General features: G+C 65.1%; 20 protein-coding genes. 8 read left to right on the forward strand and 12 right to left on the reverse strand.

The genetic code is table 11. From position 1 onward, the window contains the following. The first annotated feature begins 218 nt into the window (after positions 1-218). Positions 219-590: a hypothetical protein gene (locus HZR81_RS21395; protein ID WP_063540372.1), complete on the forward strand. Its 372-nt coding sequence runs from the start codon at positions 219-221 to the stop codon at positions 588-590. Positions 591-718: 128 nt separating this feature from the next. Here HZR81_RS21395 and HZR81_RS21400 read toward each other — a convergent pair whose 3' ends face one another. The 11 genes from HZR81_RS21400 to HZR81_RS21450 form a co-directional block, all read right to left on the reverse strand. Beyond that, positions 719-1,363: a DUF305 domain-containing protein gene (locus HZR81_RS21400; protein ID WP_500129218.1), complete on the reverse strand. Its 645-nt coding sequence runs from the start codon at positions 1,361-1,363 to the stop codon at positions 719-721. Positions 1,364-1,420: 57 nt separating this feature from the next. Next, a complete protein-coding gene (locus HZR81_RS21405) occupies positions 1,421-3,769 on the reverse strand; it encodes an FdhF/YdeP family oxidoreductase (RefSeq protein WP_046622176.1) in 2,349 nt (782 codons plus the stop codon). Continuing rightward, on the reverse strand, positions 3,766-4,689 hold the full coding sequence (gene fdhD / locus HZR81_RS21410) for a formate dehydrogenase accessory sulfurtransferase FdhD (protein ID WP_500129219.1): 924 nt from the start codon (positions 4,687-4,689) through the stop codon (positions 3,766-3,768). The genes HZR81_RS21405 and fdhD overlap by 4 nt, the downstream gene beginning before the upstream one ends. A gap of 38 nt (positions 4,690-4,727) precedes the next feature. Then, positions 4,728-5,597 carry an IclR family transcriptional regulator gene (locus HZR81_RS21415; RefSeq protein ID WP_079384146.1) on the reverse strand — a complete coding sequence of 290 codons (870 nt, stop codon included), beginning with the start codon at positions 5,595-5,597 and terminating at the stop codon, positions 4,728-4,730. 145 nt (positions 5,598-5,742) lie between these two features. Then, on the reverse strand, positions 5,743-6,420 hold the full coding sequence (locus HZR81_RS21420) for a sarcosine oxidase subunit gamma (protein ID WP_080950622.1): 678 nt from the start codon (positions 6,418-6,420) through the stop codon (positions 5,743-5,745). Positions 6,421-6,422: 2 nt separating this feature from the next. Then, entirely contained in the window at positions 6,423-9,344 is a 2,922-nt protein-coding gene (locus tag HZR81_RS21425; protein ID WP_500129220.1) for a 2Fe-2S iron-sulfur cluster-binding protein, read from the reverse strand. Beyond that, on the reverse strand, positions 9,341-9,649 hold the full coding sequence (locus HZR81_RS21430) for a sarcosine oxidase subunit delta (RefSeq protein ID WP_003152113.1): 309 nt from the start codon (positions 9,647-9,649) through the stop codon (positions 9,341-9,343). The genes HZR81_RS21425 and HZR81_RS21430 overlap by 4 nt, the downstream gene beginning before the upstream one ends. 10 nt (positions 9,650-9,659) lie before the next feature. Beyond that, on the reverse strand, positions 9,660-10,901 hold the full coding sequence (locus tag HZR81_RS21435; RefSeq protein WP_312358522.1) for an FAD-dependent oxidoreductase: 1,242 nt from the start codon (positions 10,899-10,901) through the stop codon (positions 9,660-9,662). After that, positions 10,883-11,803: a bifunctional methylenetetrahydrofolate dehydrogenase/methenyltetrahydrofolate cyclohydrolase FolD gene (gene folD / locus HZR81_RS21440; RefSeq protein WP_003152108.1), complete on the reverse strand. Its 921-nt coding sequence runs from the start codon at positions 11,801-11,803 to the stop codon at positions 10,883-10,885. The genes HZR81_RS21435 and folD overlap by 19 nt, the downstream gene beginning before the upstream one ends. Further along, entirely contained in the window at positions 11,800-12,660 is an 861-nt protein-coding gene (purU, locus tag HZR81_RS21445) for a formyltetrahydrofolate deformylase (protein WP_003152107.1), read from the reverse strand. Before purU ends, folD begins: the two co-directional genes overlap by 4 nt. A gap of 339 nt (positions 12,661-12,999) precedes the next feature. Next, positions 13,000-13,599 (reverse strand): helix-turn-helix domain-containing protein, encoded by a 600-nt coding sequence (locus tag HZR81_RS21450; protein WP_023100518.1) that lies wholly within the window; start codon positions 13,597-13,599, stop codon positions 13,000-13,002. Between the two features lie 251 nt (positions 13,600-13,850). On the opposite strand from HZR81_RS21450, the gene glnT reads away from it, so the two are divergent. The 5 genes from glnT (at position 13,851) to HZR81_RS21475 (ending at position 19,806) form a co-directional block, all read left to right on the forward strand. Continuing rightward, positions 13,851-15,185 carry a type III glutamate--ammonia ligase gene (gene glnT / locus HZR81_RS21455; protein ID WP_023100519.1) on the forward strand — a complete coding sequence of 445 codons (1,335 nt, stop codon included), beginning with the start codon at positions 13,851-13,853 and terminating at the stop codon, positions 15,183-15,185. 97 nt (positions 15,186-15,282) lie between these two features. Continuing rightward, positions 15,283-16,182 (forward strand): class II glutamine amidotransferase, encoded by a 900-nt coding sequence (locus HZR81_RS21460; RefSeq protein WP_003152103.1) that lies wholly within the window; start codon positions 15,283-15,285, stop codon positions 16,180-16,182. 85 nt (positions 16,183-16,267) lie between these two features. Further along, positions 16,268-16,951: a GltB/FmdC/FwdC-like GXGXG domain-containing protein gene (locus HZR81_RS21465; protein ID WP_003152101.1), complete on the forward strand. Its 684-nt coding sequence runs from the start codon at positions 16,268-16,270 to the stop codon at positions 16,949-16,951. A 64-nt stretch (positions 16,952-17,015) separates the two neighbouring features. After that, positions 17,016-18,338: an FMN-binding glutamate synthase family protein gene (locus HZR81_RS21470; protein WP_023100520.1), complete on the forward strand. Its 1,323-nt coding sequence runs from the start codon at positions 17,016-17,018 to the stop codon at positions 18,336-18,338. Between the two features lie 196 nt (positions 18,339-18,534). Further along, on the forward strand, positions 18,535-19,806 hold the full coding sequence (locus tag HZR81_RS21475; RefSeq protein WP_046622187.1) for an ammonium transporter: 1,272 nt from the start codon (positions 18,535-18,537) through the stop codon (positions 19,804-19,806). A gap of 247 nt (positions 19,807-20,053) precedes the next feature. On the opposite strand, the gene HZR81_RS21480 is transcribed toward HZR81_RS21475, so the two are convergent. Continuing rightward, a complete protein-coding gene (locus HZR81_RS21480) occupies positions 20,054-20,776 on the reverse strand; it encodes a TorF family putative porin (RefSeq protein WP_046622168.1) in 723 nt (240 codons plus the stop codon). Between the two features lie 542 nt (positions 20,777-21,318). Here HZR81_RS21480 and HZR81_RS21485 point away from each other — a divergent pair. Further along, positions 21,319-21,879 (forward strand): dimethylamine monooxygenase subunit DmmA family protein, encoded by a 561-nt coding sequence (locus HZR81_RS21485; RefSeq protein WP_052742231.1) that lies wholly within the window; start codon positions 21,319-21,321, stop codon positions 21,877-21,879. Continuing rightward, positions 21,876-22,298: ferredoxin reductase (locus HZR81_RS21490; RefSeq protein WP_500129221.1), on the forward strand; the 423-nt coding region annotated here is incomplete at its 3' end. The genes HZR81_RS21485 and HZR81_RS21490, both read left to right, overlap by 4 nt.

The following is a 22,298-nucleotide window of genomic DNA, read 5'->3' on the forward strand; positions in this document are numbered from 1 at the left end:
TGACCCCGACATTACGATGCCGCAATCTCCTCGTAATACGACGCCGGCACTGGAGGAAGGTCCTACCGGAAGAAAGTGCCACTTCGGATGCCACTCTGTTCGCGTTCAAGAAGTGACAAGATGATTACGCAAATGTAATGACTGGGTCATTCAGCTGTAAGCAGGCCCTTCCTAGGCTGATATCGGGCGTTCCTCCCCTCAGCCACCAGGAGATTGTCATGAAATCCATCAAAGCGTCGTGGGTCATTTTGTTGTGTGCGATGTTCGCAGTAGCCGTTCCGGTCTACGCGCAGCAGCCCACCGAAGAACCGATCGTGAAGCTGCTCAACGATATGGCGGACAAGCCGGAGAATCATCTGGCCATCGCCGCGTACTACCGCACGCTGGCCGGCGACGCGCTGGCTGAAGCCGAGAAGCACAAGGCGATGCGCAACACCTATCGGCACGACCACCAGAACTTCAAGTCTGGAGCTGCCACGGGGCAGTCGATGGCACGGCACTGTGACCGGCTGACCAAGCTCCAGGAAGAGACCGCCGCAGAGTACGAGGCGCTTGCAAAGCTCCATGAAGCTGAGGCGGCAGCGAAATAACAGCGAGACGGTTAGACGTCAAATACCCCGCTCCACCGATCGACGGGAGCGGGGTATTTTTGCTCCATAGACGCCAACCTTGGAAGGAGCATGGCTGGCGCCAAGGCGAAGATGAAGGCGAAGCAGCGTTAACGGGAACGCTCTGAGAGCAACTGCTTCATCTGAGCGATATCCTGCGTTTGGGAGGCAATGATGTCCTGGCATAGCTTGGCCAGTTCGGGATCCTTGAGGCGGTTCTCCTCACACATCAGGATCGCTCCCGCGTGATGCGGAATCATGGAGCGTATGAACTGCCGGTCTGTGACGGCAGCCTGGCTGCGAATGCCCCACCAACAGAACAGCATGAATACCACCGCCGCGCCGGCAAGGATCAGGTTTCGCCGACGATCCGGGTACATTCCGGACATGAGCCACAACTCAATGAGCAGCATGGGAGAGGCCATCAGGCCTGCCATGTAGAACTGATTGATGTTGTTGTAGACATTGGCCCACTGATCGACCATGGAATACATCAAGGCGTACATGGCCAAGAAGGAGAGCGCCATCATCAACAGCAAACGGCCATAGTGGCCCTGATGTTGCGGCTGGGCGTTCTCGTGCTTTCCGTGCGAAGTGGACATCACGATCTCCGTGAGAACTCGGAGCGAGTCTATACCCGCCCCCTGATAACGGGAGGTGACCACCAGGACTTCATCTGCTGACGCTTCAATTCCGCTGCGTTCGCCAGGTTTTCTTGAATCTATGTTCGATGCGCAACGTTTCTCAGTGCTCATGGGCGAGAGTGCTGTCAGGCGATAAGCCCGCCGAGCGGTTTACCCAAGGAAGTGACTTCAACTGCAGCTACCTAGAGCGATCTGGTTATTTCTTCCGACTGACGGTTCTAACTTGATACCGACCGACTTCGACGTCGGCGTATAGCTGCGCGCGCCGAAGCTTTCCAGTGGCACCAGCGGGTTGGTTTCCGGGTAGTAGGCGGCAGCCTGACCCGGCGGCGTGTCGTAGGCGAGCAGGGTGAAGCCGCTTACGCGCCGTTCGATGCCGTCGTCCCATAGCGAAACCAGATCGACCTGCTGGCCGGCTTCCAGGCCCAGCCGCTGGATGTCGGCCGGATTGACGAACACCACCTTGCGCATCCCCTTGACGCCGCGGTAGCGGTCGTCCAGGCCGTATAGCGTGGTGTTGTACTGGTCGTGGGAGCGTAGTGTCTGCAGGATCAAATCGGCCTTCATGCCCGGCCAGCGGGCCTGCTCGGGCAACAGGTCGGCCGGCAGCGCATGCGCCTTGAACTCGGCGCGGCCGCTGGCGGTGTTCCATTCCCGGCGCGCGGCCGCGTTGCCCAGATAGAAACCGCCAGGGCGATGCAGGCGGTGGTCGAAGCCGGCGAAACCCGGGATGGTCGCCGCGATCAGCTCGCGGATTCGTGCGTAGTCCTCCACCAGCCAGAGCCAGTCCACCGGGCGCTTGCCCAGCGTGGCGGCGGCGATACCGGCGACGATGGCCGGCTCCGAACGCATCTGCGTCGACAGCGGCTCCAGCTGGCCCCGGGAGGCGTGGATCATGCTGAACGAGTCCTCCACGGTAACCGCCTGCGGGCCGCAGGACTGGCGGTCGATGTCGGTGCGGCCGAGGCAGGGCAGGATCAGCGCGTCGCGGCCCATGGTCAGGTGGCTGCGGTTGAGCTTGGTGCTGATCTGTACGGTCAGCGCGCAGTTGCGCAGCGCCTGCTGCGTGCGCGGGCTGTCCGGCGTGGCCTGGGCGAAGTTGCCGCCCAGGCCGATGAACACCTTCACCTCGCCGGCCAGCATGGCCTGGATGCACTTCACCGTGTTGTGCCCTGGCTGGCGCGGCATCGGCAGGCCGAACTGGCGCTGCAGTGCATCGAGCAGCGCAAGCGGCGGCCGCTCATTGATGCCCATGGTGCGATCACCCTGCACGTTGCTGTGGCCGCGCACCGGGCAGGCACCGGCCCCAGGCTTGCCGAGGTTGCCGCGCAGCAGCAAGAGGTTGGCGATCTCCTGGATGGTCGCCACCGAATGATGGTGCTGGGTGATACCCATGGCCCAGCAGACGATGGTCCGCCCGGCGTCGCGGTAGATCGCGGCGGCCTGGCCGATCGCGTCGCGTTCGAGCCCGGACTGCTGCTCGATCTGCGCCCACGGCGTGGCATCGATCGCCTCCAGATAGGCATCGACGGCATGGGTGTGCTCGGCGATGAAGTCGCGATCGAACACCGCCGGTCCGCCGCTCCCCAGCGCTTCGCGTTCCCATTGCAGCAGGTACTTGGCGATGCCGCGCAGTATGGCCAGATCGCCGCCAAGGTTGGGGCGCAGGTAGAGGCTGTGGGTTGGCGCGTCCTGGTTGGCGAGCATCTCGATGGGCTTCTGCGGATGCTGGAATCGTTCCAGGCCGCGTTCGCGCAGTGGATTGAAACAGACCACCTGGGCACCGCGCTCCAGCGCCTGGCGCAGCGGTTCGAGCATGCGTGGGTGGTTGGTGCCGGGGTTCTGGCCAAGTACGAAGATCGCATCGGCGTGGTCGAAATCTTCCAGCGTTACCGTGCCCTTGCCGACGCCGATGGACTCGGTCAGGGCGACGCCGCTGGCCTCGTGGCACATGTTCGAGCAGTCGGGAAAATTGTTGGTGCCGAAGCTGCGGCCGAATAGCTGGTAGAGATAGGCCGCTTCGTTGCTGGCCCGACCGGATGTGTAGAAGGCTGCCTGGTGCGGGTTGTCCAGGCCGTTCAAGTGTCGTGCGATCAGCGCAAAGGCATCGTCCCAGCTGATCGGCCGATAGCGGTCGCTGGGGGCGTCGTAACGGACCGGTTCACTCAGGCGGCCCTGGTATTCGAGCCAGTAATCGCTCTGCTCGCGCAACTGGCTGACGCTGTGGCGGGCGAAAAAGGCTGCATCCACGCGGCGGCGCGTGGCTTCCCAGTTCACCGCCTTGGCGCCGTTCTCGCAGAACTTCACCGCGCCGGCCTCCGGCGAATCGCCCCAGGCGCAGCCGGGGCAGTCGAAGCCGCCGTTCTGGTTGGTCTTGAGCATGGCGCGGATGTTCTTCAGCGCATTGCCGCTGTCGAGCCAGGCGCTGGCCACGCTGCGCAGGGCGCCCCAGCCACCAGCCGGGCTGGCGTAGGGCTGGAAGCGGGTGGCGGGATGGAAGCGGGACGTGCGGCTCATGGGTGGCATCCGTTCTGGTCGGGCAGAGCGGGAGCGGGGCTGTAGACCCGCGGCGCGCTGTGGTGGGGCAGATGAATGAGGTTGAGGTGGTGCTGGCGCGCCCACTGCACGGTGAGCTGGGTCGGTGCCGAGAGACTGACCAGCGTGCCGATGCGGGCGCGCACGGCCTTGTGGATCAGTTCCAGGCTGCAGCGGCTGGTGACCACGACGAAGCCTTCGCTCGGCCTGCGGCGTTGCAGCGTCAGCGCGCCGATCAGCTTGTCCAGCGCGTTATGCCGGCCGATGTCCTCACGGCAGAGGGCGATCTCTCCGTTGCCGTCGACATACAGCGCCGCGTGCAGCGCACCGCTGTCGTGAGCCAGCACCTGGGCGCTGGCGATGCGCTGGCGCAGCTCATGGAAATGTCCTTCGGGCGGCAGTGCTGCCGGCTGCAGCGGCACCAGCCGCGGCAGTGCCTGATCGAGCGCATCCACCCCGCAGAGCCCGCAGCCTCTGGTGCCGACGAGCTGGCGACGCTGCTGCTTGAGTGACCAGAACGCCCGCGGGCTGACCTGCACCTCCGCGCGGCGGGCGCTGCCGTCGCCGAGCAGGCGCAGGTCACGCAGGTCATCGAGCCGCTCGATCAGCCCGCCAGCGACACTGAAGCCGACGACGAACTCCTCCAGATCCTGCGGCGTCACCATCATCACGGCGTGGTTCAGACCGTTGTAGCTGATGGCCAGCGCGCATTCCTCGGCCAACAGCGCAGCGCGTGCGTCGTGCGGTTCGGCGGGATCGGTGGTGTTCAGAGTGGCGTAGCGGTCCAGGCTGCGCAGGCGCATCGACAGGGTCGGCTGGCTAACGTGGCGGCGCGCCGCCGCCTGGCTGAAATGCCGCGTTTCGTCGAGCGCCACCAGGAATTCCAGCTGCTTAAAATCCATTTGCCGACATCCAGCACAAGGTTTGTTCAAAGGCCGAATCAGTCTCGTCTCCAGGGGAAAGCCGACTTCGGCGCGCATGGCCTCGTTTCGCTAACGCTCCTAGCGTTCTGAACCGCAAGGCCGTCACCATAACCACTGCCAAGCTGCGTGGAAATCTCGCCTGCTGTATGCAGAAGCAACTGCAAGCACTGTGATCGCACCGCTTCGTTGTCCAGGACTGCCTCGGGACCCGAGAGGTTGATCGCCGCGACGATGCTGCCGGTATGGTCGCGCACCGCGGAGGCAATGGCGGTGGAGTAGTCCGACCGATGCAGGACCCAGCCGCGCTCGCGGTCTTCGCCAAGCAACTGCGCCAGTTCCGGCAGGGATTTGGGCGCGGGTGGTGGATAGTCGTCCAGGCGCACGCGCTGGTAGAGCTGATCCAGGGTGTCAGCGGGCAGTTCGCTGAGCAGGATGCGGCCCATCGCCGTGCAGTGGCAGGGGATGCGCGTGCCGATGGGGATGTTCACCGACAGGCGCTGGGCGGCGAAGGCGCGGTAAAGGTACAGCGATTCGGTCTGCTCGCGGATGGCCAGGTGGCAGGACAGGGAGGTCTTGTCACGCAGGGTGTTCAGCAGCGGCATGGCGACATCGACGATATCGCGACTGGCGAGATAGCTGAAGCCGTTGCTGATCAGCTGGGTGCCCAGTTCGTAGGTGTTGCGGTCGATCTTGCGCAGGTAGCCCATCTCCGAAAGCGTGAAAAGGATCCGGTAGATCGCTGAAACGCTGACGCCGAGGCGGGCGGCGATTTCGTTGGAGCCGAGGGTGCGCTGCACGCCATCGAACATTTCGAGGATGCGCAGGCCGCGTTGCAGCGCAGGCACCCAATAGTCGTTTTCCGGTAACTCGGCGTTTCCGGCTGTCATGGGACCTCCGTGTGATGGCTGTGAGATGGACGGCAGATGGGTTCCTCGGGCCGGTTGGCTTGGGTGATCAATACGGCGCTTGCTGCCGCTGGGTACGGTCGCCGGGCGAACGAGCTTGGCCATGGCCCGCCCGGCGACAGCTGCTTCATGCCAGGGCGTCCATGCCTACCGGCTTGCCACCGAACTCGGCCATGGCGTCGAGCAGCGCGTCCCAGAGATAGCTCGCCGAGGCACGGTCGCAGAGGATATGGAAGCCGGGCAGAGCGCAGCTGCCGGTGTTGAGCACCAGCACGTTGATCCGCGCCGCCGAGGTTTGCGCCACCGCACCGCGCGCAAAGGCTTCGGCACGCAGGTCGACGCCGCAGAGCTTGGCCATCACCTCGGCGACGTGCGCTCCAGTCTGCAGCAGCCAGGCATGGCTGTCCTGGCGCGGCAGCAGGTAAACGGCGCTGGTGCCGAAGGTCCAGTCGGCTTCCGCACGCGCGACGCGCTTGCCGGCGTCCGTCAGGCTGCCGAGCAGCAGGTACTCGGTCTGCGACAGCCGCGCCACATGGCTGCCGTCGGCCTGGGTGACGACCCGGTTGGGTGCGGACGGCAGGCTGAAGCCGCAACGCTCCAGCCAGGCGGCAGCTTCTGCCCCGCGAAAGCCCACCCGTGCCAGGTTGGTGAGGTCGACCAGGCCGCAGCGCTCGGCCTGGGCGGTTTCGTCGCCGCCGTAGCTGGCAACGATCGCGCTGTCGCCGAGCTGACCGAAACAGGCGCCGGCATGCTTGCGGTAGAGCGGACTGCGTTCCGTGAAATGCTGGGGATCGAGTGCCTGCATGCTTACAGCTCCTGACGTTGGTTCTGGGGATCGAAGAACGGCAGCTTGACGACGGTCGCCTGGACCACTTCGCCGCCTTCGACGCGAATGGGAATGAGACTGCCGGGCTCGGCCTGGTGCGCGCCGGCATAGGCCAGGCCGATGATCTGGCCGAGGGTCTGGCTGTATTCACAGGAGGTGACGTTGCCGGAGATGTCCGGCCCGTTCAGCACCAGATGCCCTTCCAGTGGCTGGCTGGCGCCCTTGGGCAGGGTGAAGCCGACCAGCTTGCGGCGCAGCGGCTGCTTTTCCAGAATCTCCACCGAGCGTTTGCCGACGAAGAACGGCTTGCTGCGGGCGATGGCCCAGGTCATGTCGATCTCGGCCGGGGTGGTCATGCCGTCGGTGTCCTGGCTGATGATCACGTGGCCCTTTTCCAGACGCAGCAGGCGCTGGGTCTCGACGCCGAACGGGCGGATGCCGTCCTTCTCGCCGGCCTGCATCAGCGAATCCCAGAGGTACTCGCCGTAGCGCGCCGGGACGTGAATCTCGTAGCCCAACTCGCCGACGAAGCCGACGCGCATCAGCCGGGCGGGGATGCCGAGCACGGTGCCCAGGCGCACGCCGAGATAGGGGAAGGCGTCGGCGGACAGGTCGACGTCATGACAGACCTTGCGCAGCACCTGCCGGGACAGCGGGCCGGCCAGGTTCACAGCCGCCAGCGCGGCGGTGACGTTGGTGACGTCCACGTTCAGCCGCCATTGGGCGTTCCACTTGAGCATCTGCTGGTAGATGCGATCGACCCCGCTGGTGGTAGCGGTGACGTAGAAATGGTCGTCGGCGAAGCGCGCGCAGACGCCGTCATCGATCACCACGCCTTGCTCGTCGGTCATCAGCGCGTAGCGCGAGCGACCGACCGGCTGCTTGAGAAAGGCGAAGGTGTACAGGCGGTTGAGCAACTCGGCGGCATCCGGGCCGCGCACGTCCAGCCCGCCGAGGGTGGAGACGTCGATCAGGCCGACCTGCTCGCGCACGTGGCGCGCCTCGGCCTGCATGCAGGCGTCGCGCTCCTCGGGCTTGCCGTAATAGGCGGGGCGCTGCCAGACACCGGCAGGCATCATCTTGGCGCCCAGCTCCAGGTGGCGGTGGTGCATCGGCGTCTGCCGGTAGGGATCGAAACCGCGGCCGGCGACGTGGGCGAGCTTCTCGGCCACGAATGGCGGCCGTGCGGTGGTCACGCCGGTCTCGCTGACGCTGCGCCCGGTGGCTTCGGCCACCAGGCGCGCGGTGGGCAGCGCCGAATGGCGGCCCTGGGACGGACCCATGCCGACGGTGGAAAAGCGTTTGACCAGTTGCACGTCGCGATAGCCGTGGCGGGTGGCGTTGACGATGTCACGCACCTGCAGGTCTTCGTCGAAGTCGACGAATTCCTTGCCCTTGGGATGAGCAAAGATCGGCCAGGGAAAGTTCGGCGATACCTCGGCGAGCGGGCTGCCGGTCACCGTTGGCGGGTTCAGGCCCAGGGCGGTGCAGGCCCTGGTCGCAGCCTCCCGGGCTTCGAGCAGCAGGTTGTCGAGGCTGTGGCGGCCGTTGACCGAGCCGGCGGCCTGTAGCCCGGCGGCCTGTAGCCCGGCGGGCAGGCCGCTCAGGGTGAAGGTGGCGCGGCTATCGTCGTAGGCCAGCTTGCCGCCGGCCTGGCAGAGCAACTGGTAGACCGGCATGTAGCCGGCGGACATGCAGACGAGGTCGCAGTCGAGCTGAAGGCTTTTTTCGGCCACCCGGCCCTTGCCGACGATGCGGCGGATGTCCACCCCGCTGACGTGGCGCATGCCCCTGGTGTGCAGCGCCTCGTACACCGTGCTGTTCAGCTCGCATCGAATGCCTTGCGCCTGCACCGCAGCAAGCAGGCTGCTGTCGCTGGGCTGCGGGCGCATGTCCACCAGTGCGGCGACCTGCACGCCGGCCTCGATCAGGTCGAGGGCGGCCAGGTAGCCGTCGTCGTTGCCAGTGAGCACCACGCCGCGGTGGCCCGGCTGGACCGCGTAGAGCTTGATCAGGCGCTGGGCGGCGCTGGTGAGCATGATCCCTGGCAGGTCGTTGTTGCGAAACACCACCGGCTGGTCGAACGCGCCAGCGGCGACGATGCATTGCCTGGCGCGCACCTTGTACAGGCGCTTGCCCTGAATCACCGGCAGGTAGTGCTCGGTAAACCAGGCATTGCAGGTGGCCTCCAGCATGATCTGGATGTTCGGATGGCTCTCTACGGCGCTGACCAGCTTCTGCCGCAGGCTTTCGGCGCGCTTGCCGTCCACATCAAAACGACCCCAGGCCAGGGCGCCGCCCAGATACGCCTGCTGTTCGATCAATAGCACCTTGGCACCGGCGTCGGCGGCGCTCAGCGCCGCTTCCAGGCCGGCCGGGCCGGCACCGACCACGGCAAGATCGGGGAACAGGAACGCCTTGTCGTAGTACTCGGGCTGGAAGTTCACGTCGAGCACGCCGAGACCGGCCTTCTTGCGGATCAAGGGCTCCCAGCGATTCCAGATGCCCTTGGGCTTGTAGAAGCTGCGGTAGTAGAAACCCACCGGCATGAACCGGGAAAACCTGCCGAGGTACGCATCACGGTCGTTGTCCAGGCTGCCCGAGACGTTCTGCGCGGTGACCTGCTGGCCGGCCGCAAGCGGCTCCATGTCGGCCAGCACGTTCGGCTCGTGGGGCAGTTGCACCAGGGTGTTGGCATCCTGGCCGGCGAGGGTCAGCGGGCCGCGCGGGCGGTGATACTTGAACGAGCGCGAGAGCAGCCAGCGGCCGTTGGCGAGCAGAGCGCTGGCGATGCTGTCGCCCTTGAGGCCTTGGTAGGTCTGGCCATCGAAGCTGAAGCTGACCGGCTGCCCGCGGTCGATCAGCAGGCCCAGCGGGGCGGGTAGGCGATTGAAGGCCGTCATGCGTTGACCTCCTGTCTGGCCGGGGCGGCGCTGAACTCAACGCGGCGGGTGAAGAGTTCCTTCGGGTCGAAGGTGCGGAGGATTTCGTCGCTCACCGTGTGGCGCTCGGCGAGGAACCAGTAGCTGGAGGCGTTGTGCATCCACCACTCGATGACCACGCCGGCGCGGTTCTCCTTGTTGAACACATAGTCGGCCCATTCTTCATCGGAGCAGGTGTTCTGATCGGGCATGGCCTTAAGTTCGCCGCCATAGGTGAATTCGCTGATGTTGCGTGGCCCGTTGAGCGGGCAGGGCATGATCTTCATCGGGATGTCCTCAATGGCTGGCGGCGGTGGCGCCCATCTCGTTGACCTGCTGGAAGCGCGAGAAGCGGGCGAGGCTGAACGGCGCGATCAGCTCGGGCACCTTGCCGCCGTTGGCGACCAGTTCGGCCATGGTCTTGCCGCAGATCGGCGTGGACTTGAAGCCCCAGGTGCCCCAGCCAGCGTCCAGGTAGTAGTTGTCGATCGGCGACAGACCCATGATCGGGCTGTAGTCGGGGGTCATGTCGGTGATGCCGGCCCACTGACGCATCAGCTTGGCGTTGGCGAGGAAGGGGAACATCTCGATGGCGTGCGCCAGCAGACCTTCCTTGAGCTCCAAGGTCGAGCGGGTGTTGTAGAGCGGGTAGGGGTCGGAGCCGCCACCGATCACCACCTCGCCGCGGCCGGTCTGCTGCACGTAGCAATGCAGGGCGGACGAGCTCACCAGCGGATCGAGGAAGGGCTTGAACGGCTGGGTCACCATGGCCTGCAGCGGGTAGCTGTGGATCGGCGCGCGGATGCCCAGCTTGTTCAGCAGCAGCGAGCTGTGGCCGGCGATGGCCTGCACCACGCAGCCGCACTTGATCGTGCCGCGGTTGGTCTTCACCGCGGTCACCCGGCCGTTCTCCACGACGAAATCCTGCACCTCGGTAAGCGGGTGGATCTCCACCCCGCGCTTGGCGGCTTGTTTGGCGTAGCCCCAGGCCACCGCGTCGTGCCGCGCGGTGGCGCCGTCCATGTGCCAGAGGCCGGCGAGTACCGGAAGGTGGCCGGGGTCGAGATTGAGCGTCGGCACCAGCTCGCGGATCTGCTGGCGATCGATCATCTCGGTGCGCCCGCCGAAGTGCTTGTTGACCTCGGCACGCTGGCGGAAGGCACGCACCGTGGAGTCCGTGTGGGCCAGGGTCAGCTGGCCACGCTCGGAATACATGATGTTGAAGTCGAATTCGTTGGAAAGGCCCTGGAACAGCCGCACCGACTCGGCGTAGAACTTCACGCCCTCGCTGGTGAGGTAGTTGGAGCGAATGACCGCGGTGTTGCGCGCGGTGTTGCCGCCGCCCAGGTAGGACTTCTCCAGCAGCGCGACGTTGGCCACCCCGTGGTAGCGGGCCAGGTAATAGGCGGTGGCCAGGCCGTGGCCGCCACCGCCGATGATCACCACGTCGTAGGCCGGCTTCAGCTCCGTCGGCGGCGGCAGGTCGACCTCCGCCGGGTACTCGGAGGACAGCCCGTATTTCAGCAGGTTGAAAGGCATGTCGACTCCTCGGCGGACCGTGCGGCCGCCTGTTTGCGCTGCTGGCGCGCAGCAGTGACGGTGTTCTGCATGAGCAGGGCAATGGTCATCGGGCCGACGCCGCCGGGTACCGGGGTGATGGCCGACACCAGCGGCAGCACGCTGTCGAAATCGACGTCGCCGACCAGCCGGGTTCGGCCGTCTTCCTCGATGCGGTTGATGCCGACATCGATCACCACGGCGCCGGGCTTGATCCAGGCGGCGTCGATCATCCGTGGCCGACCGACCGCGGCGATAAGGATGTCTGCCTGCCGGCTCAGCGCCTGTGGCTCGCGGCTGCGCGAATGCAGGACGGTCACCGAGCAGTCGGCCGCCAGCAGCAGTGCGGCCATCGGCTTGCCGACGATGTTGGAGCGGCCGACCACCACCGCGTGCTTGCCCGCCAGGTCACCGAGTCGATCGCGCAGCAGACGCATGCAGCCGGCTGGTGTGCAGGGCGTCAGCACCGGACGGCCCTGGCTGAGTCCGCCGACGTTGTCGCTGTGGAAGCCGTCGACGTCCTTGGCCGGGTCGATTGCCTGCAGCACCAGGCGTTCGTCGATGTGCGCCGGCAGCGGCAGCTGCACCAGGATGCCGTGCACCCTGGGGTCGGCGTTCAGCCCGGCGATCATCTCCAGCACGGCCTCGGCGGAGCTGTCGGCCTGCATGCGGAACTCCAGCGAGCGAATACCGGCCTGCTCGGCGCGCAGCACCTTGTTGCGCACATAGACGTGGCTGGCCGGGTCGTCGCCGATCAGCACCACCGCCAGGGCAGGCTCCAGGCCTTCGGCCTTGAGCGTCGCGACCTCGGCGGCCACTTCCTCGATCACCTGCGCGGCGGCGGCCTTGCCATCGATGAGTTTGTCGCTTTGCTGAGTGTTCACCGGAAGATCACCGTCTTGTCGTGGTTGAGGAATACGCGGTGCTGGAGGTGGAACTTGACCGCCTTGGAAAGCGCCACGGTCTCGGTATCGCGACCGATGGTCACCAGATCGTCCGGCTTGTACGCGTGATCGACGCGCTGGACCTCCTGCTCGATGATCGGCCCCTCGTCCAGGTCGCTGGTCACGTAGTGCGCCGTGGCGCCGATCAGCTTGACCCCGCGGTCGAAGGCCTGGTGGTAGGGCTTGGCACCCTTGAAGCCGGGCAGGAAGGAATGGTGGATGTTGATCGCGCGGCCGGCGAGCTTCTTGCAAAGGTCGTCCGAGAGAATCTGCATGTAGCGCGCCAGCACCACCAGTTCGGTGCCGGTGTCCTCGATGATGTTCATCAGCTCGGCTTCCTGCTGCGCCTTGTTGTCGCGATTGACCGGCAGGTAGATGAAGCGGATGCCCTCGCGTTCGGCCATGGGGCGCAGGTCGAGGTGGTTGGAGACGATGGCGGTGATCTGCATATCCATCTCGCCCTTGTGGTAGCGATACAGCAGGTCGCTCAGGCAGTGGTCGAACTTGCTCACCATCAGCAGGACGCGCATGGGTTGCGCGGTGCTGTGCAGTTCCCAGTCCATGTCGAACTTGCCGGCGACATCGACGAAGCCGCGCTCAATCAGGTCGATGTCGCCGTCCAGGCCGGTGTTGAAGCGAAACACAGCACGCATGAAGAACCGGCCGCTGAGCTCGTCATCGAACTGGGACATTTCGCTGATGTAGCAGCCGTGTTCGGACAGAAAGCTCGTCACCGAGGCGACGATGCCAGAGGTGGCCGGGCAGCTGATCTTGATGATGAATTGTTCGTGTTGCATGTCGAGTCCTCAGGAAGGGGCGGCAGAGGGCAAGTGCAATGTTCATCGGTGAACAATGTGTTCAGGTGCGAATATTTTTAACTGCTAGGAATATATCTTTCGCTTGAGTGGTTTTATAAGCGAACGGATCCTTCAGGCCCATACCGTTAGGAAAAAAAATATCTCACCAGGAATTTTTCGGGTGCGGCTCTGGGAGCGCAGAAGGCCGGCGGGGCTTGAGGCGAGGAGGGCCAGGAAGGCAGGGCGGGTGCAACCCGCCGACGGGGCGCCGTCCTGAGATATGTCGAGCGGGTGTTACCCGCCCGACGACCGGTAGGGTTCAGGCGTTCCAGCCCATTCCTACTCCTTGTCGTAATTCATGATCGAAAGCAGGCGAATCGGTACCTGGACCAGTTTCTCCGGGCCGTGGGGGACTTCGCCGTCGAAGGTCAGGCTGTCGCCGGCTTGCATCGGATAGAGCTGGTTGCCGTGGCGATAGACGAGTTCGCCATCAAGCAGGTGGATGAATTCGGTGCCGGGATGGGCGAAGGTCGGGAACTCCTCGCTGGCGTCATCCATGGTGATCATGTACGCCTCGAAGCTCTTCTTCGGGCCGCGGGTGTGATTGAGCAGGTGATAGGTGTGGCCCTTCTCCGTGCCGCGTCGCACCACTTCCATGCCTTCCCCCTTCTTGACCAGCAGCGCACTGCCGCCTTGCTGGTCGTACTGGCTGAACAGCTTGGACATGGGCATCCCCAGCACGTCGCAGAGGCGGCTGAGTGAATCGAGGCTGGTGGAGACCTGGGCGTTCTCGATCTTGCTGAGCATGCCCTGGCTGATGCCGGCAATGCGTGCGACATCGGCGATCTTCAGGCCCTGGGCCTGGCGCTGCCGCTTGAGCTGGATGCCTAGGTACTGCTCGAGCTTCAGGCGCGGTTCGTTGTCGGTCGATCTGGTCATGTGAGGCCGTGCGATTTCAGTGCTTCGAATGATCGGCGCGCACCATCAGTGAGCGGTCAGGGCCAAGCCCGTTCGGCCTTTGCAGGCGCCGGTTTCGTCCAATGAAAACATTTTTCCTCTGTATATAGAAGAAACACGGGTTCCAGCGGCTTTTCGCGCGCAGGCGAATCTTGGCAAGCGGCTTTCATTTCCTTTAGCGAAATAAAAATTCTCTTCCGGAATATGTTGGCGATACCAAGGAGCGAACGACGATGTTGCCCAGTGAAACCCAACGAATCATCGATCAGCACGGCATCAGGTATGTGCTGGCTCAGTTTGTCGATATCCACGGTTCGGCCAAGACGAAGTCCGTACCGGTGTGTGGCCTGGAATCGGTCGCCGAAGTCGGCGCCGGCTTCGCCGGTTTCGCCATCTGCGGCATGGGCATGGAGCCCCACGGACCGGACTTCATGGCGCGCGGCGACTTGCAGACCCTGACGCCGGTACCCTGGCAACCGGGTTACGGCCGCGTGCTGTGCATCGGTCATGTGGATGGCAAGCCCTGGCCGTACGACAGCCGCTACGTGCTGCAGCAGCAGGTGCGCCGGCTCAGCGAGCGCGGCTGGACCCTCAATACCGGGCTCGAGCCCGAGTTCAGCCTGTTCCGCCGTGATGGCGAGGGCCATCTGCAGCTGGTGGACGCCAGCGATAACCTGGACAAGCCCTGCTACGACTACAAGGGCCTGTCGCGCTCGCGGGTCTTCCTCGAACGCCTGACCGAGGCGCTGCAGGCGGTGGATTTCGAGATCTACCAGATCGACCACGAGGACGCCAACGGCCAGTTCGAGATCAACTACACCTACAGCGACGCCATGACCTCGGCGGACCGCTTCACCTTCTTCCGCATGGCCGCCGGCGAGATCGCCAACGAACTGGGCATGATCTGCTCCTTCATGCCCAAGCCGGACCCCAAGCGTGCCGGTAATGGCATGCACTTCCACCTGTCGATAGGCAGCGCCAGCAACAAGAACCTTTTTCACGACGCCAGCGACCCGAGCGGCATGGGCCTGTCGAAGCTCGCCTACCACTTCGCCGCGGGCCTGCTCGCCCACGCGCCGGCGCTCTGCGCCTTCGCCGCGCCGACGGTGAACTCCTACAAGCGCCTGGTGGTGGGGCGCTCGCTGTCCGGTGCGACCTGGGCGCCGGCGTTCGTCGCCTACGGTGCCAACAATCGCTCGGCGATGGTGCGCATTCCCTACGGGCGCATCGAGTTCCGGCTGCCGGATGCCGGCTGCAATCCCTACCTGGTCACGGCCGCGATCATCGCTGCCGGCCTGGATGGCATCGATCGCCAGCTCGACCCCGGCGCGCCCTGCAACGAGAACCTCTACGACCTGGGGCTGGAAAGGATCGCCGCGCGCGGCATCCAGACCCTGCCGCAGTCGCTGAAAGAAGCCTGCGACGCGCTCCAGGCCGACCCGTTGTTCCGCGAGGTGCTGGGCGCGGAGATCGTCGACGAATTCCTCAAGCTCAAGCGCATGGAGTGGGTGGAATACAGCCGGCACGTCTCGGACTGGGAAATCCAGCGCTACACCGAATTTTTCTGAAAGCCGCTGGATGCCGGGGAAGGTGACGCCGGACGAAGCATGTCTGCGGCAGCCGATCTCGACCCTCCAGCCTCCCGAATGCAGTGAGGACATCTATATGTGTGGAATCGTGGGGCTCTATTTGAAGAACCCGGCGCTGGAATCCCAGCTCGGTGCGCTGTTCGAGCCGATGCTGCTGGCGATGACCGATCGCGGTCCGGACAGCGCAGGCTTTGCCATCTACGGCGATGAAGTCAGGGAGGGCTGGGTCAAGCTGACCCTGCAGAGCAATGACGCCAGCCTTGACTGGAAAAGCCTGATGGGCGCGCTGGAAGGGCGCCTGGGTTGTTCGCTGGACTGGTTCACCAATGCCAGCGCGGCGGTGCTCAAGGTCGCCGCGGAGGAATCGGCGGTGCGCGCGGCGCTCAGGGAGCTGGCGCCTGGCGTGCGCATCATGAGCGCCGGCCAGAGCATCGAGATCCTCAAGGGCATGGGCCTGCCGCGCGAAATCGCCGAACGCTTCGGCCTGGCGAAGATGAAGGGCAGCCACATCATCGGGCACTCCCGCATGGCCACCGAAAGCGCGGTGACCATGGAAGGCAGCCATCCCTTCACCACCGGCGACGACCTCTGCCTGGTGCACAACGGCTCGCTGTCCAACCACTTCCGCCTGCGCCAGGAACTGCGCCGCCACGGCATCGAATTCGAGACGGAAAACGATACCGAGGTCGCCGCCGGTTACCTGACCTGGCGCCTGCAACAGGGCGACAGCCTGCAGCAGGCGCTCGACCACGCCCTCGAGGAGCTGGACGGCTTCTTCACCTTTGCCATCGGCACCCGCAACGGTTTCGCGGTGATCCGCGACCCCATCGCCTGCAAGCCGGCCATCCTCGCCGAGACCGACGACTACGTGGCCATGGCCTCGGAGTACCAGGCCCTGGCCAGTCTGCCCGGTATCGACAAGGCCCGGGTCTGGGAGCCGGAGCCGGCCACCCTGTACATCTGGGAACGCGCATGAAGCGAGCTCGCCCACAGCCCGCCATGTGCACTGCAAGTGCAACGGAAGGCTGTGTACGACTCCCGACCCTCGGAGTTTGAAACCCATGAAAACCATCGATTTGTCCGTATCCGCCGTGCGCGATCTCAATCAGGCCCTGCATGAGCAAGTCAGCCAACTGGACGACCGCGAATGGGTGGTCACCCACCCGGATGGCAAGCACAACCTGGCCGTCGGCGTGAATGCCGCCCTGTCCATCGATATCCAGGGGCATGCCGGCTACTACTGCGCCGGCATGAACCAGAAGGCCACCGTCACCGTGCATGGCAACGTCGGCGTCGGCGTGGCGGAAAACATGATGTCCGGTGCTGTACGCGTGAAGGGCAGCGCCTCCCAGGCTGCCGGCGCCACCGCCCACGGCGGCCTGCTGGTGATCGAGGGCGATGCCGGCGCGCGCTGCGGCATCTCCATGAAGGGCATCGACATCGTCGTCGGCGGCAGCATCGGCCACATGAGCTGCTTCATGGGCCAGGCAGGCCGGCTGGTGGTCTGCGGCGATGCCGGCGACGCGCTGGGCGATTCGCTCTACGAGACGCGCATCTACGTGAAGGGCTCGGTGAAGTCGCTGGGCTCGGATTGCATCGAGAAGCCGATGCGCGCCGAGCACCTGGAAGAACTGCAGGAGCTGCTCAACCGCGCCGGCTTCAAGGAAGACCCCAAGGCCTTCAAGCGCTACGGCTCGGCACGCCAGCTCTACAACTTCAAGGTCGACAACGCCTCGGCCTACTGACCCCCGTTTCGCCGGAAGCGGCGGTGCAGCTGACGCCTGCCTCTTCCTGCCAAGGAGTACATCCATGAGCGAGAAATTCCCCCCGGTGCTGCGCGAGTCCGCCACCTTCGATCGCCTGACCATCCAGGAAATCCAGCGCGCCGCGGAAACCGGCATCTATGACATCCGCGGCGGCGGCACCAAGCGCAAGGTCCCGCACTTCGACGACCTGCTGCTGCTCGGCGCCTCCATGTCGCGCTACCCGCTGGAAGGCTACCGCGAGAAGTGCGGCACCGACGTGGTGCTCGGCACCCGCTTCGCCAAGAAGCCGATCCACCTGAAGATCCCGGTCACCATCGCCGGCATGAGCTTCGGCGCACTGTCGGCGCAGGCCAAGGAAGCCCTCGGTCGCGGCGCCAGCATCGCCGGCACCAGCACCACTACCGGCGACGGCGGCATGACCCCGGAAGAGCGCGGCCAGTCGCAGCACCTGGTCTACCAGTACCTGCCGTCGCGCTACGGCATGAACCCGGACGACCTGCGCAAGGCCGATGCCATCGAGATCGTGCTGGGGCAGGGCGCCAAGCCGGGCGGCGGCGGCATGCTGCTGGGCATGAAGGTGACCGAGCGCGTCGCCGGCATGCGCACACTGCCGATCGGCGTCGACCAGCGCAGCGCCTGCCGCCACCCGGACTGGACCGGCCCGGATGACCTGGCGATCAAGATCGCCGAGATCCGCGAGATCACCGATTGGGAAAAACCCATCTACGTGAAGATCGGCGCCAGCCGCCCGTACTACGACGTCAAGCTGGCGGTGAAGGCCGGCGCCGACGTGATCGTGCTCGACGGCATGCAGGGCGGCACCGCGGCGACCCAGGAAGTGTTCATCGAGCACGTCGGCATCCCCATCCTCTGCGCCATCCCGCAGGCGGTGCAGGCGCTGCAGGAGATGGACATGCATCGCAAGGTGCAGCTGATCGTCTCCGGCGGCATCCGCACCGGCGCCGACGTGGCCAAGGCCATGGCGCTGGGTGCCGACGCGGTGGCCATCGGCACCGCCGCGCTGATCGCCCTGGGCGACAACCACCCACGCCTGGACGACGAACTGAAGAAGATCGGCTCGGCCGCCGGCTTCTACGACGACTGGCAGAACGGCCGCGACCCGGCCGGCATCACCACCCAGGACCCGGAGCTCTCCAAGCGCCTCGACCCGGTGGAGGGCGGCCGCCGGCTGGCCAACTACCTGCGCGTGCTGGTGCTGGAAGCGCAGACCATGGCCCGCGCCTGTGGCAAGTCGCACCTGCACAACCTCGACCCCGAGGACCTGGTGGCGCTGACCGTGGAATCGGCCGCCATGGCGCGGGTGCCGCTGGCCGGGACCCACTGGATACCGGGCCAGCAGTTCTGACCGGCAAGGAGGCGCCGGCCGCGTAGCGGCGCCTCTGCACGGTTCTATCCCGCCGTGATTGGGCATCGCACGACAGGATGTTCACGAATTCCGATGACGTTTGAGGAGCTACACCATGACGACCACACTTCACGCTTCGCTCGCACCCGCTTCGCCGCTGCTGCGGCGCCTGCGCGCGGCCCTGCCGCTGCTGCTGATGGCCTTCGCGCCACTGGCGCTGGCCGAGGAGGCGACGCTGGATACCGGCGTCACAGCCTGGATGATGACCGCCACGCTGCTGGTGCTGTGCATGTGCCTGCCGGGCCTCGCCCTGTTCTACGGCGGCCTGGTGCGCGCCAAGAACATGCTTTCGCTGTTCTCGCAGTGCTTCGCCATCGCCGGCGTGATCGGCGTGCTCTGGGTGCTCTACGGCTACAGCCTGGTGATCGACACCAGCGGCATGGTCGAGGGTGAATTCAGCTTCAACAGCTTCGTCGGCGGCCTCGATCGGGCCATGCTGGCGGGCCTGAATGGCGACAGCCTGGTGCTGGGGATGCCGGAAGGGGTGTTCATCACCTTCCAGATGACCTTTGCCATCATCACCCCGGCGCTGATCGCCGGTGCCTTCGCCGAGCGCATGAAATTCGTCGCCGCGCTGCTGTTCATGGCGCTGTGGTTCACCTTCGTCTACGCGCCGATGGCCCACATGGTCTGGGGCGGTCCGGGCGCGCTGATGCACAACTGGGGCGTCCTCGATTTCGCCGGCGGCACCGCAGTGCACATCAACGCCGGCGTCGCGGCGCTGGCCGCCTGCCTGCTGCTCGGCAAGCGCAAGGGCTATCCGCACGAGATCCGTCCGCACAACCTGCCGCTGGCGATGACCGGCGCGGCGCTGCTGTGGGTCGGCTGGTTCGGCTTCAACGTCGGCTCCGCGGCCGGGGTTGGCGGTATCTCCGGCATCACCATGCTCAACACCCAGTTGGGCGCCTGTGCCGGCATCGTCGGCTGGATGCTCGTCGAACTGCTGAAGACCGGCCGCCCGAGTGCCCTGGGCCTGGCGTCCGGCGCCATCGCCGGGCTGGTCGGCATCACACCTGCCTGCGCCTACGTCGGGCCGGGCGGTGCGCTGGCCATCGGCCTGCTCAGCGGCGTGCTGTGCTACCTCGCAGTCACCTCGCTCAAGCAGCGCCTAGGCTATGACGACAGCCTGGATGTGTTCGGCCTGCACGGCGTCGGCGGCGTGGTCGGCGCCATCCTCACCGGCGTGTTCTGCGTGCCGGAGCTGGGCGGCTACGTCGAAGGCAGAGAGATCATTCCGCAAGTCTGGGCACAGCTAAAGAGCGTGCTGTTCACCTTCGTCTACTGCTTCGCCGTCAGTTGGGTGCTGCTCAAGCTGGTCGACAAGCTGGTCGGTCTGCGCGTCGACGAACAGGCCGAGGACATAGGCCTGGACCTCGCCGAGCACAACGAGACGGCCTACAACCACTAGGGGGTACGCAACGCCGGGTTCTGCCCGGCGTTGCGCTTTGGCGGTTTCGTAGCCCATGGACGGAGCCGCTGCGGAGTGAAGCGCGCACGGCGCGGGTTTCCGCCACGATCAGTACCAGGCGCGGCGCAACGGTAGCCCGGTCGCCGACGAGACGGCTCCAATCGCAGGCGGAGGCTGGGAGCCGCGAGGCGCGAACAAAAAAGGGGGGCGCCGATTCGGCGCCCCCCTTTTTCTACCGCAGTCCCGCTTACAGGGTCTTGGAAACCGAGACCACTAAGGTCGCGTCGCAGTAGTCGTCCTTGCCGACGAAGCCTGCGCATTCGCTGCCGCTCAGGCTGGTGTCGCTGTAGGTCAGGCCGAAGTCGAGGCCGACCAGCGTCTTGCTCAGGCCGATGGACCAGTCGTTGTAGGAATCGTCGTTGCCGAAGGTGGCGTCCTTGAAATCGTACTTGCCGTACTGCAGGGCCAGGCCGACGTCGTAGGGCAGGGCGTACTCATAGTAGACGTAGGAGTAGAGGGTGGTGTCGCTGCCGCCGAAGTCATCGGAATAGGCCGCACCGACCGTGAGGCCGTAGGCGCTCAGGCTGCCATAGTACTCGCTCAAGTTCAGCGCGCTCTCGCCTGGGTAGTCGTACTTGATCCAGCCCAGGTCGTAGGAAATGTTCTCGGTGATGTCGTTGCCAAAGCCCAGGTAGTAGTCGAACTCCACCGAAGCGTCACCGCCGAAGTCGACGTTGGAAGCCCAGGTGCCAATGTACAGGCCATTTTCATGGGCCACGTCCAGACCGCCCTGGATCGCGCCGTTGCCCTGGGTCTGCGAAATGCCACGGAAGATGTAGTCCGAGGTCAGGCCGACGTTCATGCTGACGTCGAAGTCGCCAACAGGGCTGGAGAGGGTTTCGGCGACGGCGAAGCTGCTGGCGGTCACGGCGCTGGCGGCAGCGGTGGCGAGAGTCAGTTTCTTGAGCATGGTGGTATTCCCTAATGGTGGCGCCGGAAATTCAGTAGCCCGGCGGGTAAGTCGGCAACAGCTCGGAAGCAAGCTGAACGGGCTTTGCATATCCCTTGCCACTTCGAGAAATGCGTCTGTTTTCAGCGGCTTAGCTAATTTTTTCAGGGCTTGGAGCCAGCCTCCGTGGCACGCCTGGCATGGTCCTGCACTTTTCTGGAGCGCACTGGCGCGAAGGGTGACGCCAAAGGGCGCACAGGACATCGGCCGCGTGCCTCGTGACGGTGCGGGCTGCGCGGCGTGGCGGGCGCCATATGGGCAGGCGAGGAGTGCCCCCTTCCGATCCACGCCGCCCGAACCTTGTGCAGTAAAAATGCAGAACAGCCTGTCGGTCGTCACTTACAGCGCACTGTTCCGCCAGTAACTCCTTCCACATCAGCAACTTGAAAAATCGTGGCATGCAATGTGCTTTCCCTGTGAGAAGAAAATGTTCTCGATAGTAAATTTATGAGGGTGCGATAGCCTTTGGCGTCCGCCTTCGCAGACACAGGGGAGCTTGAGAGATGAGTGTCGAAGAGGCAGTCGCGATGTACAGCAAACCGGCCTACCCGGCGCTGCCATCGCTATTGGGTGCGGGGAGGCGATTGCTGGTGATCCAGAACGCCAGTCTGGCGGAAGCGGCGCGTCTGCATGAGCAGCTGAGCGCCGACGGCCAGCCACTGGAGCTGGCTAGCCTGCACGGCGAGGCGGCGTGGACCGGCCAGCAGGTCAGTTGTGGTGCGTTCGCGCTACTCGAAGTGCGCCTACTGATCCTGTTGTCATCAGCGCCCGTCGGCACCCGCCTGTATATCTGCGGTGACGAGAGCTTTCTCTGGCAGGTCAGCCGCCTGGCACGCGAGAGCGGCCTGCTGGATGAAGAGATCGAGCGGGTCAAGGTGGGTAGCGCCCGCGAGCTGTATTGCGTGCACTGCGCCACGCAGCAGTGCATCGGAACGGAAACTACGGTGATCTGCAGCGGCTGCGGTGTGCATCTGATGGTGCGCGAGCACTTCTCCCGCCGGCTCGGTGCCTACATGGGCGTCTGCCTCGATGCGCAGCGGCCACATGGGGAGGGCCGGCCATGAGCGCAGCGATAGCTGTCCGCGTCGCGCGGATTCGCCAGCTGACGCCGCTGGTGCGGGAATTCACCTTCGAGCCCGTGCACGGCAGGCTGCCGGGCTTTTCGCCCGGTAGCCATGTGCTGGTGCACATGCCTGACGCGCGGCGCCCGCTGAAGAATGCGTACTCCCTGCTCGGTGACCCGGCCGATTGCCGCCAGTACCGCATCGCCGTGCGGCTCGCCGAGCGGTCGCGTGGTGGGTCGCGCTACCTGCACGAGAAGGTCGCTGAGGGTGATGAGCTGCAGCTGTCGCCGCCGGCCAACCTGTTCGCGCCGAGCAAGCTGGCGCGCCATCACCTGCTGATCGCCGGGGGCATCGGCATCACCCCGTTCATGGCCTACAGCGCCGACCTGCAAGCCCAGGGCGCCAGCTTCGAGCTGCAT

Source organism: Pseudomonas sp. LM13 (assembly GCF_041381355.1).
GTDB lineage: Bacteria > Pseudomonadota > Gammaproteobacteria > Pseudomonadales > Pseudomonadaceae > Stutzerimonas > Stutzerimonas frequens.